The organism is Rossellomorea aquimaris (genome assembly GCF_001877785.1).
Lineage (GTDB): Bacteria > Bacillota > Bacilli > Bacillales > Bacillaceae_B > Rossellomorea > Rossellomorea aquimaris_A.
This window is the reverse complement of sequence record NZ_MINN01000072.1, coordinates 34847-51049: the sequence shown is the minus strand read 5'-3', so window position 1 is coordinate 51049 and position 16203 is coordinate 34847. Positions and strand designations below refer to the sequence as shown.

General features: G+C 43.5%; 14 protein-coding genes and 1 pseudogene. 12 read left to right on the top strand and 3 right to left on the bottom strand.

The features are described 5' to 3' along the window. Nucleotides 1–237 precede the first annotated feature (237 nt). The 4 genes from BHE18_RS03600 to BHE18_RS03585 all read left to right on the top strand — a co-directional run bounded on the left by BHE18_RS03600 (nucleotide 238) and on the right by BHE18_RS03585 (nucleotide 3801). On the top strand, nucleotides 238–927 hold the full coding sequence (locus BHE18_RS03600; protein ID WP_071617274.1) for a copper homeostasis protein CutC: 690 nt from the start codon (nucleotides 238–240) through the stop codon (nucleotides 925–927). Nucleotides 928–1219: 292 nt separating this feature from the next. Continuing rightward, nucleotides 1220–2320 carry a metallophosphoesterase gene (locus tag BHE18_RS03595; protein WP_071617273.1) on the top strand — a complete coding sequence of 367 codons (1101 nt, stop codon included), beginning with the start codon at nucleotides 1220–1222 and terminating at the stop codon, nucleotides 2318–2320. 281 nt (nucleotides 2321–2601) lie between these two features. After that, nucleotides 2602–3090, top strand: coding sequence for a DUF1456 family protein (locus tag BHE18_RS03590; RefSeq protein WP_071617279.1), 489 nt, complete (start codon nucleotides 2602–2604; stop codon nucleotides 3088–3090). A 3-nt stretch (nucleotides 3091–3093) separates the two neighbouring features. Further along, entirely contained in the window at nucleotides 3094–3801 is a 708-nt protein-coding gene (locus BHE18_RS03585) for a M48 family metallopeptidase (protein ID WP_071617272.1), read from the top strand. A gap of 368 nt (nucleotides 3802–4169) precedes the next feature. Here BHE18_RS03585 and BHE18_RS03580 read toward each other — a convergent pair. Both BHE18_RS03580 and BHE18_RS03575 read right to left on the bottom strand, forming a co-directional pair. Further along, nucleotides 4170–4703 (bottom strand): annotated as a pseudogene (locus BHE18_RS03580) (aldo/keto reductase); the annotation flags it as partial. Between the two features lie 5 nt (nucleotides 4704–4708). Next, nucleotides 4709–5725, bottom strand: coding sequence for a LacI family DNA-binding transcriptional regulator (locus BHE18_RS03575; protein WP_071617271.1), 1017 nt, complete (start codon nucleotides 5723–5725; stop codon nucleotides 4709–4711). A gap of 514 nt (nucleotides 5726–6239) precedes the next feature. On the opposite strand from BHE18_RS03575, the gene BHE18_RS03570 reads away from it, so the two are divergent. The 8 genes from BHE18_RS03570 (at nucleotide 6240) to BHE18_RS03535 (ending at nucleotide 15188) form a co-directional block, all read left to right on the top strand. Then, nucleotides 6240–7553: an extracellular solute-binding protein gene (locus BHE18_RS03570; RefSeq protein WP_071617270.1), complete on the top strand. Its 1314-nt coding sequence runs from the start codon at nucleotides 6240–6242 to the stop codon at nucleotides 7551–7553. Beyond that, the gene (locus BHE18_RS03565) at nucleotides 7553–8431 is read left to right on the top strand and encodes a carbohydrate ABC transporter permease (protein ID WP_071617269.1); all 879 of its coding nucleotides are present in this window, start codon (nucleotides 7553–7555) and stop codon (nucleotides 8429–8431) included. Before BHE18_RS03570 ends, BHE18_RS03565 begins: the two co-directional genes overlap by 1 nt. Beyond that, entirely contained in the window at nucleotides 8418–9248 is an 831-nt protein-coding gene (locus tag BHE18_RS03560; protein ID WP_071617268.1) for a carbohydrate ABC transporter permease, read from the top strand. The genes BHE18_RS03565 and BHE18_RS03560 overlap by 14 nt, the downstream gene beginning before the upstream one ends. A 22-nt stretch (nucleotides 9249–9270) precedes the next feature. Continuing rightward, nucleotides 9271–10890 (top strand): alpha-glucosidase, encoded by a 1620-nt coding sequence (locus tag BHE18_RS03555; protein ID WP_071617267.1) that lies wholly within the window; start codon nucleotides 9271–9273, stop codon nucleotides 10888–10890. Further along, nucleotides 10868–11812: an MTP-1 family protein gene (locus BHE18_RS03550; protein ID WP_141771805.1), complete on the top strand. Its 945-nt coding sequence runs from the start codon at nucleotides 10868–10870 to the stop codon at nucleotides 11810–11812. The genes BHE18_RS03555 and BHE18_RS03550 overlap by 23 nt, the downstream gene beginning before the upstream one ends. Before the next feature lie 27 nt (nucleotides 11813–11839). Then, nucleotides 11840–12904, top strand: coding sequence for a BtaManbiosPhlase (locus tag BHE18_RS03545; RefSeq protein ID WP_071617265.1), 1065 nt, complete (start codon nucleotides 11840–11842; stop codon nucleotides 12902–12904). 99 nt (nucleotides 12905–13003) lie between these two features. Beyond that, nucleotides 13004–13900 carry a glycosyl hydrolase 2 galactose-binding domain-containing protein gene (locus tag BHE18_RS03540; protein WP_071617264.1) on the top strand — a complete coding sequence of 299 codons (897 nt, stop codon included), beginning with the start codon at nucleotides 13004–13006 and terminating at the stop codon, nucleotides 13898–13900. A gap of 34 nt (nucleotides 13901–13934) precedes the next feature. Further along, nucleotides 13935–15188, top strand: coding sequence for an ATP-binding protein (locus tag BHE18_RS03535; protein ID WP_071617263.1), 1254 nt, complete (start codon nucleotides 13935–13937; stop codon nucleotides 15186–15188). 126 nt (nucleotides 15189–15314) lie between these two features. Here the strand turns inward: BHE18_RS03535 and BHE18_RS03530 are convergent, their stop codons facing one another. After that, nucleotides 15315–16199, bottom strand: a complete 885-nt coding sequence (locus BHE18_RS03530) for a hydroxymethylglutaryl-CoA lyase (protein WP_071617262.1) — start codon at nucleotides 16197–16199, stop codon at nucleotides 15315–15317. Between the last annotated feature and the right edge of the window lie 4 nt (nucleotides 16200–16203).

Below are 16203 nucleotides of genomic sequence, written 5' to 3'. Positions count from 1 at the left end.
ACGGTTTAACTGACGGGATCTAAGTCCCATGGGCAGGGACGTTCTACCCTGGCTACTGTTATAATAAGACCATATAAAAAAAGGTCAACCAGAAATATCTAGAATTCTGGTCAACCTTATAATACGAAAAGGCAGGACATAGCGGGGGCGATTTCCCCTCTGCTTTTTAGGTAGGATGAGAACCGTCCCCAATCAACCTAAAGAAGTGAAGAAAGCAGCATAAGAAAGGTTGATACGATGTACATAGAATATATTGCGACAACATTAGAAGATGCTTTATTAATTGAACAATCCGGGGCAGATCGGATTGAGCTGGTATCCGCTTTAACAGAGGGCGGTTTAACTCCAAGTCACTCCTTAATCGAAGCAGCAGTTAACCGTGTAAGCATTCCGGTCAATGTGATGGTAAGACCGCATAGTCAATCATTTTGTTACTCTTATGACGACAATTTAATAATGAAAAATGATATAAACATCATCCGTTCATTAGGTGCAAATGGTGTAGTACTGGGAGTGCTGAATGAGAATCATGAAGTCAACCAACCTATGCTTGAAGAGTTATTGACCGAATGCAGCGGGTTGGAAGTTACATTTCATCGGGCAATTGATTCTACAAACAATCCCGTTCAGACGGCAAAAACATTGGCTCAATACAAAGAAATCACAACGATTTTAACTTCTGGCGGAAATGGTGAATTTTCCGATCGCTTGCGAACCATACAGGAAATGAAAACAGTTTGCGAGCATGTTTCAATTTTGGTTGGAAGTGGATTAAATGCAAGCAATATTTGTTCTGTTCATTCAACAGTAATTACAGGATATTATCATTTTGGTACAGCTGTGCGAAAAAATCATAGTCTGATCGAAGGGATTCATCTGGATAAAGCGAAGGAAATTGTTCAACTTTTAAAAGGTAAACAAGTATAATGGCAACAAAAATGCGAAAAGCAACACAACAAAAGTAGATGGGGAAGGTTCCCTCTCTACTTTTCTCTTTTTACAAAAAAATGAACCTCTTAATCATAAAAGTTTTTCTGGATTGTCTGATTTGCCGCATAAAGTAGGGTAAAAGCAAAAGCCGTCTTTTGAATCCATTCAACTGAATAGTCCTGCAAGCAGCATAGCATAGAGAGCTGATCGTAGTGCTTTCGGGAGTACTTTGGTACGATAAAAAGGGAAGTGGTCAAAATAAAAAATTAGAGGAGCATGAAGAATACTTATGTTGATTGTTGTAATGCTCATTACACTGCTGCTTTACGGTGGCCTTGTCTACTATATCGGCTGGCGGGGGCTGCATTGGCTGCGCCCGGAGTCATCAAGCAGACGTTTCAAGATTCTCTATAGCGTGATCGTCATAATGGCAGCCAGTTCATTTATTGTCGGGCGTATGACAGGACTCACTTTCATCAACATCATAGGAGCTTACTGGATGGCGTGCTTTTACTTGCTCCTGCTGCTGGTTCCGCTTGCCCATCTAACGGTCATCCTTCTGCGGCTCACCCGGCTGCCGCGGCATGGGACGCAGAAGTGGGCAGGCTTCATTACTCTCGGTCTTCTGATCTTCTTTATGGTTTATGGCAGCTATAACGCCTTCAGCCCAGTGGTCCGCGACTATGAAATCCAGATTGATAAAGGCTCTTCTTCACTTGAAAAACTACATATTGTGATGGCAGCGGATATGCATTTTGGCCTGCTGTCAGGGAAAGATCATGCGGAGCGATTTGTGAAAAAAGCCAATGCCCTCAATCCGGATATCGTGCTCCTGCCTGGCGATCTTTTCGATGATGATGTGCAGCCATTCCTCGACCAGAACATTGATGAGGTATTATCAGAGTTGAAAGCACCACTCGGGGTCTATGCCTCACTTGGCAACCATGACCGTCATGAGGGCACAATGAAGGAATTGATCGAAGCGTTGGAGCGCGGTGGAATCACCGTCATGTATGACGAGACAGCAGATGTCCAAGGACAATTCACATTGGTCGGCCGCAAAGACCGAATCGACGACGGACGATTACCTTTGGATTCACTGATGGATGGAGTGGATGATGAAAAACCAACCATCTTAATGGATCATCAGCCATATGGTCTTGAGACCGCCCAGCAGGAAGGCATCGACTTGATGGTGTCCGGCCATACCCATCGCGGGCAGATCTTTCCAGGCAGCCTGTTCACGAATGCCATTTACGAAAATGATTGGGGACATCTGCAAAAGGAACAAATGCACTCCATCGTCACATCCGGTTTCGGCTTTTGGGGACCGCCGATACGGATTGGGACGCGGTCTGAAATTGTCAGTATTCAGGTGGAGTTTCAATAACTATACTAAAAGGGCTTAGAGGAATGATTCTCTAAGCCCTTTTAGTATATTGCAGCATGGGGACGGTTCTCTTGCTTTCGAAATACAAGACCGTCCCCAGTGAACGATAATGAGCTTAATATAATAATATTATGTAAACAAATACATCAAAGTCGTTTCTTGTACCAAACCAGAATTGTATATTTCGATTTCCCTCCAATTAATACTATGTAACAAAGCCTCTAAAGTGGTAAGCTAGTGATTCAGTGTCAAGATCATGAACAGGAGGTCAACCCATGAATATTGATAACAACGATATATTGATTCGTTTACGATATGCTTTGGATATAAAAAATACAGAGATGGTAGAGATTTTCAAGCTTGGCGGCATGGATTTTTCTAAAGATGAGGTGATGAAGGTCCTGACCAAATCAGTGGAAGAGGATGATCTACAGGAAGATCATATACCATGTGATGATGAAATGTTCGAGTCTTTCTTAAATGGATTCATTACATTTAAAAGAGGCAAACAGGAGCCTAAACCGGGACAGCCTGAACGGCCGGCAATAACGTATGAACACGTAAATAATCTTCTTCTCAAGAAAGTGAAAATTGCGCTCTCTTTGACAAGTGAAGATATGATCGACATCCTGGAAGATGCGGGTGTGAAGGTCACCAAAGGCGAAATGAGTGCCATTTTACGGAGAGAAGGCCACAAGAATTACCAAATTTGTGGAGACCGATATGCCAGGAATTTCTTAAAAGGATTAACGATCAGATACAGGGGATAAATCATGAATCATACTTTTTCAGGTGAGACGATACATTTTGATATTAAGTACAAAAATCGAAAATCCATCGGTATTTATCTTGATGGTTATGGAAATGTCGAGGTGCATGCCCCGAAAGGCACGCCGGACGAGTCGATCATTCAATTCGTAGAGGATAAATGGGATGTGATTCTGAGGAATTCGAAAGAAAGGAAGGACCGTCTGAATGGGCCCCAGGAAAAGGTCTATGTTCAGGGTGAGCAGTTTCTGTATTTAGGTAAGGTCTTTCCTATAGAAGTCCATCACGATCCATCCAACCCGCAGGATCATGTCCTGTTTGATGAAACGACAATCCATGTCTATGTTAAACAACTGCAGGATGAACGAATCAAACAGGCTTTAAAACGTTTTTATTATCAACAGTGTAAAGCGTTAGTAGAGAAAAGTATTTCTTCACACCAGCATCATTTTAAAACAAAGCCGCATAGCTTCCGAATTACAGACAGCACCAAAACATGGGGAACCTGTAATGCGAAAAGGCAGCTGACATTCAACTGGAAGCTGGCTATGGCTCCCCGGGAAGTGATCGATTATGTAGTCGTCCATGAAATGTGTCATATGGTGCATCTCAATCATGACCGTTCTTTCTGGCGTCTTGTTGGAAAAATCGTGCCGGATTATAAAGAAAGAGAAAACTGGCTGGTTGCATCCAGCTGGAAGATGACGGTGTAGCATGGTGGAAAGCCGGGGGGACAGGTCCCTTGGCTCATGGATAGATGATGATAAATGGGGAGGGATTGGGATGTTGGAGACGGAGTATGCGAAGGGGAATGAGTTGGATTTTCGTGTTGAGAGTTTGAAGGTGTATGGGGTGTTGGTGGGATAGATGGGTGAGGAGGGGAACGATTCCAGCGAATAGAATTTAGCCCTTCCAAGGTTGAAGAATTGGTAATTACTAAAAGCAAGGAGTATATAAAACATCCCCAACATACCCAACATAAAAAATGTTAGGGATGTTATTTATTGTAGTGAGAATGTGAAAGTCTTTTTCTTAATTCACTTGCAGCAAAAGTAGGGTCGTTAAAGATTTAGAGTTATATCTATAAAGCACCAACCACAGAATGGGGTACATAAGGTTCTTCAAGGTAAGCGACTTCTTCAGTTGTCAGCTTAATCGATAAATCACCTGCAGCACCTTTGAGGTGAGAAATTTTTGTTGCACCGATAATAGGAGCAGTTACTTGATCTTTTTGCAGCAGCCAGGCAAGTGCGACATGGCTGCGAGGAACGTCTCGTTCCTCAGCGATTGCTGCAACCCGCTCTACAACCAGGCGGTCTGCATCAGCAGTCACTTCATATTTTGATTTTTGAATCTGATCAGTTTCAGAACGGTAGGTTGTTTCTGACCAATCACGAGTTTATCTCCCTGATGCGAGAGGGGTATATGGAGTGACACCAATACCTTCTTCCTTGCATAGCGGCAGCATGTCCCTTCCCTCTTCCCGGCAGAGGAGGTTTAAATGATTCTGCATAGAGACAAACTTAGTCCAGCCATTTTTCTCTGCTGCATGTAATGCCTTTTGGAACTGCCATGAGTACATAGCAGAAGCACTAATGTATTTTGCTTTGCCCGCGTGGTTCACTTATTAACAGCGGTTGATTCTCTAACGATCAATGTGGTGGGCAGCAGAATTTCGTGGATAGGTTCATCCTTATGATTAAGCCTCCAGCTCAACTGTTCGGTTGCTTTTTTACCATAGTAATTTAAATCAATATTAACTGTTGTAATTTTTGGTGTGGCGATTTGGGATAACTGACCGTTGTCGAAGCTGCAGATTGATATGTCTTGAGGAATGTTGAATCCTTTTTGCTGCAGTACGGACTGGACAAGGAACCCGTGTCCATCGTTTACACAAAACCATGCAGTCGGCATATAAGACAGTCGATCGACAAATCCACTTATTTCTTCCTGGTTTTCCTTTGCGTCTGTAAATAATAGAGGCTGACTTGGTTCTATTCCATGTTTTTTCAGGGCAAGCATATAGCCTTCCAGTCTCTCCTGGTAGCTTGGGGAAACCTCTATATCTCCTACGAATGCAATGTTTTGATGTCCTAATTGAATCAGGTGCTCAACTGCCTTATAGGCGCCAAAGCGATTGTTCGTCAAAATAGCATCTGCCTGCAGGTATGGAGAGTGATGGTCAATCATCACAGTCGGGATTCCAGTATTAATAATCTTTGAAATATAATCGGTGCTAATATGAGATAGAATTAAAATCCCATCGATTTGATGATTCGATAGCAGGGAGGGAAGGATTAACTTGTCCTTTGAATCCTGATCGATTGATTCAATTAATAAATTCCAGCCGCGTGTCCTCATTTCCTTTTCCACACTGAGGTAAATTTCCCCGAAAAAGCTTTTAAGAGAAAAAGCATAGTCAGAGGCAATAAGGGCGATGTTGATTCCTTTTTTCTCATTAGGCTTTTGGTTGTTTCTATTATTCAAATAGTTATACCCTAACTCATCTGCGGCTTTTTGGATTAACATCCTTGTTTCTTCACTAACCCCAGGCTTACCCGACAAAGCCTGCGAAACAGAATTCTTAGAAATATTCAGGCGGTCAGCGATATCCTGCATCGTTACTTTTTTCTTCATATATAAAACTTCTCCTTAATCAAAGTGAATAATAGTAATTTGTTTTGTAATTATATTGTAACGTTACAAATTATTTTTAGCAACATACTTATCATTGTAATTCTTCAAATTATTATAGGTGTTAAATACGCCTCTATATGTAAGGCGGTTGATTGGATTGGAAGATTAACCACTACATGAAAAAGTCAACCTTACAGAAAATTAAATTTAATTTGCGTTTGACAGATAATAAGTAAGGTGTGATAATGTATTTGTAAAGTTACTAATTACATTATTTATTAATTACATATTTTCTTGTAATGATTTTAAAAAATCTTTAGAAATGAGGGGTAAGAGGTAAATCATCTAAAAACGTAACCCGGATACTATTGATTATACTTTTTTTTGTAAAGTTATGATAGCGCTATCAAAACATCCGTTTCAGAAAAGCTAGACTAATAGTTTTGCATTTTTCAAGAATCATTACTGAAAACATAAAGTTAGGAAATCGTACTAATAATTGGGGGAATATCGGATGAAATTCAAAAAAGCGGCTTCTCTAGTCCTTGCTACATCATTGACTGTTTCAGGTCTTGCAGCTTGTAGTAATGAGAGCGATGGAAGCACGAAAGACGGCGTAACAACAATCGAATTCTGGGCGGCTCCAAACCCAACACAGCAAGTGTATTGGAAGGAAGTAGCGGAAGAGTTCTCAAAAGAACATCCGGATATCAAGGTGAACGTAAGCCCGATGAAGGAAAGCCCGACATCTGAAGCTGGTATCCAATCAGCTCTTGCTGGCGGCAGTGCACCAACGATGTCAGAGAATATCAACCGTGGTTTTGCTGCTCAACTGTCTGAGAGTAAAGCGATTTTACCGTTGGATGAACTAGAAGGCTGGGATGAAATTAAGAAAAAGAGAAATATGGAAGATACAATGAAAGGCTGGCAGTTTGCTGACGGCCACCAATACGTATTGCCAATCTACTCGAATGCGATGTTGTTTGGCTGGAGATTGGATGTCCTGAAGGAACTTGGCTTTAATGAACCACCAAAAACATATAGTGAAATGCTGGAAGTTGCGAAGAAATTGAAAGAAAAGCACCCCGACAAATATGTTTGGGCTAAACCAGACCTTGCTGATCCAACAGGCTGGAAAAGATGGTTCGATTTCTTCATGCTCTATAATGCAGCATCTGATGGCAACAAGTTCGTAGAGGGAACTGATTTCACTGCAGATAAAGAAGCAGGAAAGCAAGTTCTTGGATTTGTAGATGAGCTGCAAAAAGCAGATGCTTTAATGACTAGGCAGTCTAAAGATCCATTTGAAAGCGGATTGGGAATTTTTACGGATATTGGCCCTTGGACAATTTCTTATTGGAAAGAGAAATTCCCAAAAATGAAATTGAATGAAACCTATGCGTTAGCATTGCCTCCAGTTCCAGACGGAATGGATACAGAAAACGTTAAGACATTCGCAGATACAAAGGGTCTTGTCGTGTATGCTTCAGCAACGAAAGAACAACAAAAGGCTGCGGGCGAATTCATTAAGTGGGTCTATTCAAATCCTGAAAATGATTTGAAATGGCTTGAAAAGACAAACCTGCCACCGGCACGTGATGACTTAACAACGAACGATACTTTCAAAGCGTTCTTTGAAAACAACCCGGCATTACAGCCATACGCTGCTGCCGTTCCAAATGCAATACCGCCTATGGATAACTCTAAATACAATGAGATTCAGACATTGATTGGCCAGAAAGCTTTCAATCCAGTGGTAAAAGGAGAAAAAGATCCGAAAGCTGCATGGAAGGATATGCAAGAGGCCATTGAGGGGGCTCTCAAATAATGAAAAAGAACCAAGGATGGTTGGGCTGGCTTTTTGCCAGTCCTTATCTTTTATATTCAATTGTTTTCTTCCTGATACCACTTGTCTGGTCACTGTTTCTATCTGTGACAGACTGGAACTTAATCTCGCCGACGTATAATTTCGTCGGAATGGAGAATTACGCCGAGGCACTCAAAAGTCAGGGTGTGCAGAGCGCCTTCTTTGTAACCTTTAAATTTATGGGCGTGTTTGTTCCACTAGTTATTGCTTTTTCCCTTATTGTGGCATTGGTTGTTCAAGGGCTTCCAAGATTTAGAGGATTGTTTTTAATCGGATTCTTTCTTCCGTACCTGGCTTCGGGAGTTGTTTCCTCGCTGATCGTGAAAGGGATTTTGTCTTACAACAGTCCGCTGAATGAATTCCTTAGAGGTACATTGGATATCGATATTAACTGGCTTGGAACACCGTTTTCTGCACTCTTTGTTGTAGCCATGATTATTGCCTGGAAATTCACCGGCTATTACGCGTTGATTTTAACATCGGGCTTTGGAAGCATCAGTCAAGAGGTCTATGAAGCAGCGATGATTGATGGAGTAACACCTTGGCAGCGTTTTTGGAAAATTACGTTCCCGCTCCTCTATCCAGCGTTGTTTACTGTATTGATTTTATCGATTGGTGTTACATTTGGTATTTTCACAGAAGTTTATCAGTTAACCGGAGGTGGGCCGGATTTTGCCACGAATACATGGCAGATGGAGATTTTCACTAAAGCATTCTCCAATCTGCAAGCAGGATACGCTTCTGCTATTGCCATCATCGCATCGATTGTAACGTTTATTGCGATTTACATCATTCGAAAACTCTTAGAACTGTGGGGGAAACGAAATGGTTGGACCTAAGAAAAAAGGATTGGTTTTTCGTTACCTGTTTGCGCTCGTCCTATTGTTAATCATGATTTATCCATATATCTATATGGTGTTGAATTCCTTTGCTGATTGGAGTCAGGTCGATAAGAAATTCTTCCCGACTGAATATTCATTGAAGTCATGGGAATGGCTGCTTGGCGGCGGAGAATCTGTCATCCCTCGCCCGTGGATCAATGCCTTCTTTAACAGCTTTATCGTATCAGCTGGTTCGACCATTTTGATGATGGTCTCAGCGGTAATGGTTTCTTATGCGCTAGCGAAGATACATTTTAAAGGAAGAGATACGATCAATAACGTGGTCTTATTCCAAATGTTCTTCCCGGCAATCATCTTGCTAATTCCTACATTTTTGGTTATCCAAAAGGTCGGAATGTACGACTCTTACTGGGGAATGATCCTGCCAAAGGCGATGAGCTTATGGGCAGTGTTCATGTACACGAACTTCTTCAAGGCAATCCCGGATACGTTCATTGAAGCGGCAAAATTGGACGGTGCAAGCGAAATGCAAATCATGTTCAAGATTGTACTGCCAATGTCAAAATCGATTACTACCGTGATCTTCTTGTTCTTGTTCATGGAAAGATGGACAGAGCTGTTATGGGATATGCTTGTTGCGAAGAGTGATAACATGCTTACGTTAAACGTACTTTTATCACAAATGTTCGGCCCGTATGGCGGCTATCCAGGACCGATGTATGCTGCATCCGTATTATTGACATTGCCGATTATCATCATCTTCTTGCTTTTCGCGAAGAAGTTCCAAGAGGGAATGCAATTTACACTTAAGTAACCAAAGATTGGAGTTCAAGCAAATGGTTAAATGGTGGAAGCAATCAGCTTTCTATGAAATATATATGCCAAGTTTCAAGGATGGAAACGGAGATGGACTGGGGGATTTTGCGGGAATCACCTCCAAGCTGGATTATCTCAAGGAGCTCGGGGTAGATGGGCTGTGGCTCACTCCCTTTTATCCATCGCCGAAGGTTGATAATGGCTATGACATTGCTGATTATTATTGTATTGATGAGGTTTATGGGACGATGGAGGACTTTGAAGCTTTTATCGCGGAGGCGCATAGGCGAGATATCAAAGTCATAGTCGATATCGTATTGAACCACACGTCTTCCGAGCATGTTTGGTTCAAGGAATCAAGGTCCTCCAAGGATCACCCCAAGCGTGATTGGTATATATGGAGAGACGAACCGAATAACTGGGAATCTTTTTTCAGCGGAACGGCATGGGAATTTGATGAGGCAACCGGTCAATATTATTACCATGCTTTTGCTAAGGAACAGGTGGATTTGAACTGGGCCAACCCTGAAGTCAAAAATGCGATGTATGATGTCATGAGGTTTTGGCTGGAAAAAGGCGTGGATGGGTTCAGACTGGATGTCATCAACTTCCTGACGATCAACGATTCCTTTATCGATAATCCTTTTGACCATGAAAACAATGAACAAATCCATTTGTACGACAAGGACCAGGACGGAATCTTAACCGTTATCGAGGAAATTGCCTATGTGGTTCATCAATATCAGGATAAATTCCTCGTTGGTGAGGTCGGTTCTGAGGATATCGAGATATTAAAACGGTACTCAGGGCGGAACAAGCTTGATGTATCCTTTAATTTCAACATTGGAAGTATTGCCGAGTTTGATGCAGAAAAGATTTGCGAGCAATTAGTGGAAACAGAGAAAGCGTATGATTCCGAGCAAATTGCTACTCTGTTCTTCTCTAGCCACGATATGTCACGCCATATTTCACGATTTGGCGGTGATGAGGAGCGTGCGAAGCTGGCTGCTGCGCTGATGCTTACGGCAAAGGGCGTGCCGTTCCTTTACCAGGGTGATGAGCTTGGCATGAGGGATTGGGTGACAGATGACATTGCGAAGATGATTGATGTCCAGGGGCGCCTCGCCTATGAAGAGGCCTTGAAGTCTGGTAAATCCGAAGAGGTAGCGCTGGTTGCCGCAAACGAACGATGCCGTGATAAATCTCGTACTCCAATGCAATGGAGTTCCGGAACACATGCTGGCTTTTCCGAAACAGTACCTTGGATCACGGTGCCTGAGGATGCTGTTCATACAAATGTGGAAATCCAGGAGCGCAATCCTGATTCCATGCTTTCTTTCTATAAAAGAATGTTGAAGCTGCGTAAAGAACATACTTCCTTTCAAACGGGAGAATATGAATTCTTGCGCTGTGAGGATAAGATGATTTCTTATATGAGAAGCAACGAGAGGGAACGGACCTTCGTTGCTCTGAACTTTTCTGAGGAAGAGCAATCCCTTGAGTTAGAGTTGAAAAACATGGAACTGCTGATTTCGAACAAGCGGTCAACGCTTGGAAGCAATGATGTACTAACGATATCAGCAAATGAAGTCATTATTTTAAAGGAGGATGCTGGGAATGACGGTCTTAATAAAAGGTAAGGTAAAAACTTGCGGACAGCTTTTGGAGGAGTTTTCTTCAAAAGTGCAGCCGGTTAATCCGGAGAAAATCGTTTTCACTGGTGTCGGTGATAAGGATGTCTATAATATTTCAGCTCCTTTTGAAGATGAGGGTGAGCAGGTCATTGCCGGACGCGTGGAATCACGTGACAGCGAGCATTCCAGCGTTTATTTCTTCGTCCAAAGAAACGGTGAATGGGTTCCGCGGGAAAACGCGCCTGTATTTGAATTGCAGGATCCTTTTTACACAAGGATTGCTGGTGAGTTAGTCCTCGGCGGCGTACAGATTTTCCCGCATTCGACAATCGAAAATGCACTTGGATGGCGTACTGTGTTTTATAAAGGAAAGAACATTGCAAGTTTAAAAGAGTTTGCGAAGGGGCCAGATGGCATGAAGGATCTGCGCCTTGTTGAGCTGGCTGATGGCAGCATCGGTGTGCTGACAAGACCGCAGGGTGAAAAGGGCGGCAGAGGGAAGATTGGCTGGGCACGCATCTCTTCCTTGGAGGAATTGACGCTTGAAGTCATCAATGAGGCTCCTATTTTTGAAGATCAGTTCATTGATGAAGAATGGGGCGGAGCGAACGAGCCGCACCTGCTTGTAAATGACTTGGTTGGTGTACTTGGCCACGTTGCTTCGTTCGATGCAGCCGGAGACCGCCATTATTATCCGATGGTGTTCGCGCTTGATCCGGAAACAGGAGTATTTTCAGATATGGAGCTGATTGCAACGAGAAGCAATTTCCTTCCGGGTGCCTCGAAGCGACCGGACCTGGTCGATGTTGTGTTCAGCGGCGGAATTGTCCGGAAAGCGGACGGCACAGCTGATATCTATGCAGGAATCAGTGATGCCGCAGCGCAAAAAATCACGATTGCAGATCCATTTTTACAATACGAGCAATAAAACTGACTGAATTGAGGAGATTACAACATGAATGTATATAGATATGAAGAGAATCCGGTAGTGACACCGATGGATGTAAAACCGCATCGCGAAGACTTTGAAGTGATTGGCACTTTCAATGCGGGGATTACGACATTTAATGATGAAATCATCATGCTGCTGCGTGTCGCAGAGCGTCCGATCAGTGAGAATCCTGAAATTGTGAAATCACCTGTTTACAATCCAGAAAAGAACGAGCTTGAAATTTTGGAATTCAATTTAAATGATCCTGCTTATAATTTTTCAGATCCGCGGACGATTCAAAAAGCAGAAGAGTCGAACCGTTTCGCTTATCTGACTTCATTATCGTATTTGAGGATTGCCCGCAGTAAGGATGGCCACAACTTTACGATTGATGAAAAGCCTTTTGTGTACCCTTCAAATGAGCTTGAGACATTCGGAATTGAAGACCCAAGGATTACAAAGATTGAAGATACTTATTATATTTATTTCAGTGCAGTATCACCTGTTGGTGTTGGCGAATCCATGGTTTCAACAAAGGATTTTGTCACAACTGAGCACCATGGCATGATTTTCGCGCCAGAAAACAAGGACGTGTTAATCTTCCCTGAGAAAATCAACGGCAAGTACTATGCCCTTCATCGCCCAGTACCAAGAAGTGTTGGTGAGCCTGAGATGTGGATTGCTGAATCTACTAATCTATTGCACTGGGGAAATCACAAATACTTATTAGGCCTGCGCGAGGGTATGTGGGATAGTGCCCGCATGGGTGGCGGAGCTGTTCCGTTAAAAACGGAAAAAGGCTGGCTCGAGCTTTACCATGGCGCAACGACGGACCACCGCTATTGCATGGGTGCTGTATTGCTTGACCTCGAAGACCCAACAAAGGTCATTGCTCGCTCTGACAAGCCGATCCTTGAGCCAGAAGCAGACTATGAAGTCGAAGGATTCTTCGGAAATGTCGTGTTCTCATGCGGCGCGGTCGTTGAAGGCGATGTTGTAAAAATGTATTACGGTGTTGCCGATACTTCAATGGCATGCGCTGAGCTAAGCCTGCAGGAAATCATGGATTCATTAACTTATTTAAAATAATTCCAATATTAAGGCCAAAATCGGGTAATGATTTTGGCCTTTTATCTTAGTAAAGGTTTTGTGTTCTGTCGTGACTCTATTATGAAAGGTTCTGTTTCTATGAAGCTTAATAAAAACTGGAAGATTAAGCAATTCGATGTGGGGGACGCACGTGAACTGGAGGTGGCCGCACCTGAGTTTATTGATTACTTTTGGATGACCACTTCTGTTCCTGGTGACGTCCATTCCACCCTGATTGACCGAAAGTTAATCGACGATCCATTCTATGGCCAAAATGATTTGAAATGTCAGTGGGTAGAGGAAAAGGTTTGGTGGTATCGTACCACCTTTGAATTCGACGGAACAGAACATAAGGATGAAAGATATGATTTGCTGTTTGAGGGGCTCGATACGTTTGCTACGATTTACCTGAATGGAGTCGAACTTGGTTCAAAGGATAATATGTTCATCAGCCATTCCTTTGAAGTGACAAGGGAATTGAAAAAAGGCAAAAACGTCCTTGCTGTAAAATTCGATCCCATCGATGTGCATGTGAATGAGAAGGTTCAAAATTACTGGTCAGGATTCAGCAAGGAACGGATCTGGACGAGGAAGAATCAAAGCCATTGGGGCTGGGACTGGGGCCCACGGCTTGTAGCAGCGGGTATTTGGAAAGATGTTCATTTGAAAAAACGGACATATGCCAGCATTCATTCTGTGTTTGCGAAAACAACCTCTCTTTCCGAAGACAAGGCAGAAGTTGATGTAGAGGTTGAAGTGGGTGCTTTTAGAAGAGGAAAAGACTATCAAGTTCGGGTAGAGCTGTCTTTTGGTGAAGAAAAATTCACTGGAAGTGCAAAGGTTGAAGGGGAAAAGGCTTTCGTTACCCTGGGTAGAGTGGGGACGGTTCCCACTCTACTTTTTTCATTTAAAAGTAAGCCACGGTGCCAGGTAACACGGTTTTTTCAAAATAATAAGGTCGAATCACCCATACTTTCTGAATTTTTGCTAAAATAGAAGATACCTAGAACAGAAGGCGAATGGTGCCCTGATGAGTATAGTAAAAGATTTCCTGCTGCAGTTTACATTAATGGTTATCCCGATCTTCAGTTACTTTACGTTTATTCTGGAGAAGGTGAAAGAGGACCGGTCGATCAAGATGTTCATGACCCTTTTATGGGGAGTGTCCATCCTATTGTGCATGTCCTTTCCCGTTGAATACGGCGGAGGGGCAAGGCTCGATATCCGGTTTATCCCTCTATTATTCGGAACGTTATACCTCGGGGTTTGGCCCGGCGTGTTTCTGTCAGCCGTGATCATTCTATACCGCCTGACTTTCGGAATCAGCATCGGGGTTGTGACGACGGTCGTTGTGCTCATCCTTACGCTTCCTGTCATTTTGTACGTTCAGCGATTATTTTTACGTGTGAACAGGGAACGAAGGATTATCATTGCAACGGGATTATCGTTCCTGTACTGTCTCTGCGGCATGATGGTATCTGCGGGCTTGAATGGATTCTCTCTCCCCGTTTTGAAAGTACAGGGTATTCATCTGCTATTTACAATTGTCGTCACGTGGTTCTGTACCGTGATGATCGAGAAAATCCGTGAGATCCACCAGCTCAGGCTGGAAGTCCAGGACACGGAGAGATTCAGGGTGATCAGTGAGCTCACAGGTGTATTTGCCCATGAGATCCGCAACCCCATGCAGGTGAGCAGGGGATTTCTTCAGCTCCTCGATGAACCCGATCTTCCTCATCACCAGAAAGAATACATCAAGCTGTCGATTGAAGAATTAGACCGGGCCAATGAAATCATCCACGACTTTCTCGCTTTAGGAAAGCCCTCGAACAGCACCTATGAAACCGTCAATGTCAGTGAACAATTAGAGCGCACAGCAGCGCTGCTTCAAACCTTCAATGTGAATCAGCAGGTTGAATTTAAAATAGACATCCAGGATGACTGCTGGATGAGATCAGACCCACAGAAGCTTAACCAATCCATGCTCAATATTTTGAAAAATGCAGTGGAGTCCATGCCGGATGGCGGAACCGTGTCGCTATCATGTCATCAAACTGCCGACGGACACATCAGGATCACCGTCAAGGACCAGGGAATCGGCATGAACCCGAAACAGGTCCAGCGACTTGGATCCCCTTATTATTCCTTGAAGGAAAAGGGGACGGGCCTCGGGATGATGGTCAGCTATCAAATCATCCATTCCTTTAATGGGAAGATTAGTGTGGATAGTGAGGAAGGGGTGGGGACGGAGTTTGTGATTGAGTTTCCGGGTGTTGGGGCATAAGAAAACGGCGTTGACCTTAAGTGGGTCAACGCCGTTTTCTTTTTTGTTCTAAGGGGAGGGGGCCGGTTTTCAATCGAGATAACCCCTCCCTGGTTGATTAAAAACCGGAGTATCTGTTCCCTTGGTTTAAGCAATCCCCGCCTTCATCAACATCCCATCCAACGGTCGTCCCATGATGCCTTCCAGCCATTTTGATGTTTCCAGAAGCTTTTCAAGATCGGTATTCGTTTCAACATCCATCCCACGAAACATATTGACCATATCTTCCGTACACACGTTGCCGACAGCTTTAGGGGCGAATGGGCAGCCTCCCATGCCGGCGATGGAGGAATCGAATAGGCGGACGCCGGCTTGATAGCCTGCGAGGGTATTGGCGAGTCCGAGTCCGCGCGTGTTATGAAAGTGTAGACCCAATGACAGGTCTTCGCAGAATTGGTCTTTGAAGGCATTAACGACAGTCTGTACCTGGATAGGATTTGCCATTCCAGTTGTATCGGCGAGGGTAAGTGATGTACAGCCGGCTTTCATAAATTCATCCGCTGCAAATAGTACTTTATCCAGGGGGACTTCCCCTTCGAAAGGGCAGCCGAATGCAGTGCCGAGGACACCGACGGCCTCTTTGTTCGCCTGAACGCCTTCTTTGATGACCTGACTTAATTCGGAAACGGCCTGATCGACCGTCCGCTTTGCATTTCTAAGGTTGAATGTGTCGCTCGTTGTGGTGACGACGTGTAAATAATCGATATCCGTTTGAAGAGCACGAGTGAGACCCGAGCGGCTGAGGACGAGGCCTCCATATTTGACACCCTTGTCTTTCGGGAGCTGAAGGAGAATCTCTTCTGCATCAGCCATTTGAGGAACGACTTTCGGATTAACGAATGAAACGGCTTCAATGTAGGTGATACCAGCTTCGATCAAACGATTAATCAGTTCTACTTTGGCTTTTGTCGTAACCATCTTGCACTCATTTTGAAGACCATCCCGTGGACCAACCTCACAAATCTCAATCATTTCT

What these genes read in the sequence shown, in the direction of transcription:
- BHE18_RS03565 (WP_071617269.1), top strand. Translation starts at nt 7,553, where the DNA reads ATGAAAAAGAACCAAGGATGGTTGGGCTGGCTTTTTGCCAGTCCTTAT.
- BHE18_RS03535 (WP_071617263.1), top strand. Translation starts at nt 13,935, where the DNA reads ATGAGTATAGTAAAAGATTTCCTGCTGCAGTTTACATTAATGGTTATC.
- BHE18_RS03555 (WP_071617267.1), top strand. Translation starts at nt 9,271, where the DNA reads ATGGTTAAATGGTGGAAGCAATCAGCTTTCTATGAAATATATATGCCA.
- BHE18_RS03570 (WP_071617270.1), top strand. Translation starts at nt 6,240, where the DNA reads ATGAAATTCAAAAAAGCGGCTTCTCTAGTCCTTGCTACATCATTGACT.
- BHE18_RS03600 (WP_071617274.1), top strand. Translation starts at nt 238, where the DNA reads ATGTACATAGAATATATTGCGACAACATTAGAAGATGCTTTATTAATT.
- BHE18_RS03575 (WP_071617271.1), bottom strand. Translation starts at nt 5,725, where the DNA reads ATGAAGAAAAAAGTAACGATGCAGGATATCGCTGACCGCCTGAATATT.
- BHE18_RS03540 (WP_071617264.1), top strand. Translation starts at nt 13,004, where the DNA reads ATGAAGCTTAATAAAAACTGGAAGATTAAGCAATTCGATGTGGGGGAC.
- BHE18_RS03595 (WP_071617273.1), top strand. Translation starts at nt 1,220, where the DNA reads ATGTTGATTGTTGTAATGCTCATTACACTGCTGCTTTACGGTGGCCTT.
- BHE18_RS03530 (WP_071617262.1), bottom strand. Translation starts at nt 16,199, where the DNA reads ATGATTGAGATTTGTGAGGTTGGTCCACGGGATGGTCTTCAAAATGAG.
- BHE18_RS03550 (WP_141771805.1), top strand. Translation starts at nt 10,868, where the DNA reads ATGACGGTCTTAATAAAAGGTAAGGTAAAAACTTGCGGACAGCTTTTG.
- BHE18_RS03585 (WP_071617272.1), top strand. Translation starts at nt 3,094, where the DNA reads ATGAATCATACTTTTTCAGGTGAGACGATACATTTTGATATTAAGTAC.
- BHE18_RS03545 (WP_071617265.1), top strand. Translation starts at nt 11,840, where the DNA reads ATGAATGTATATAGATATGAAGAGAATCCGGTAGTGACACCGATGGAT.
- BHE18_RS03560 (WP_071617268.1), top strand. Translation starts at nt 8,418, where the DNA reads ATGGTTGGACCTAAGAAAAAAGGATTGGTTTTTCGTTACCTGTTTGCG.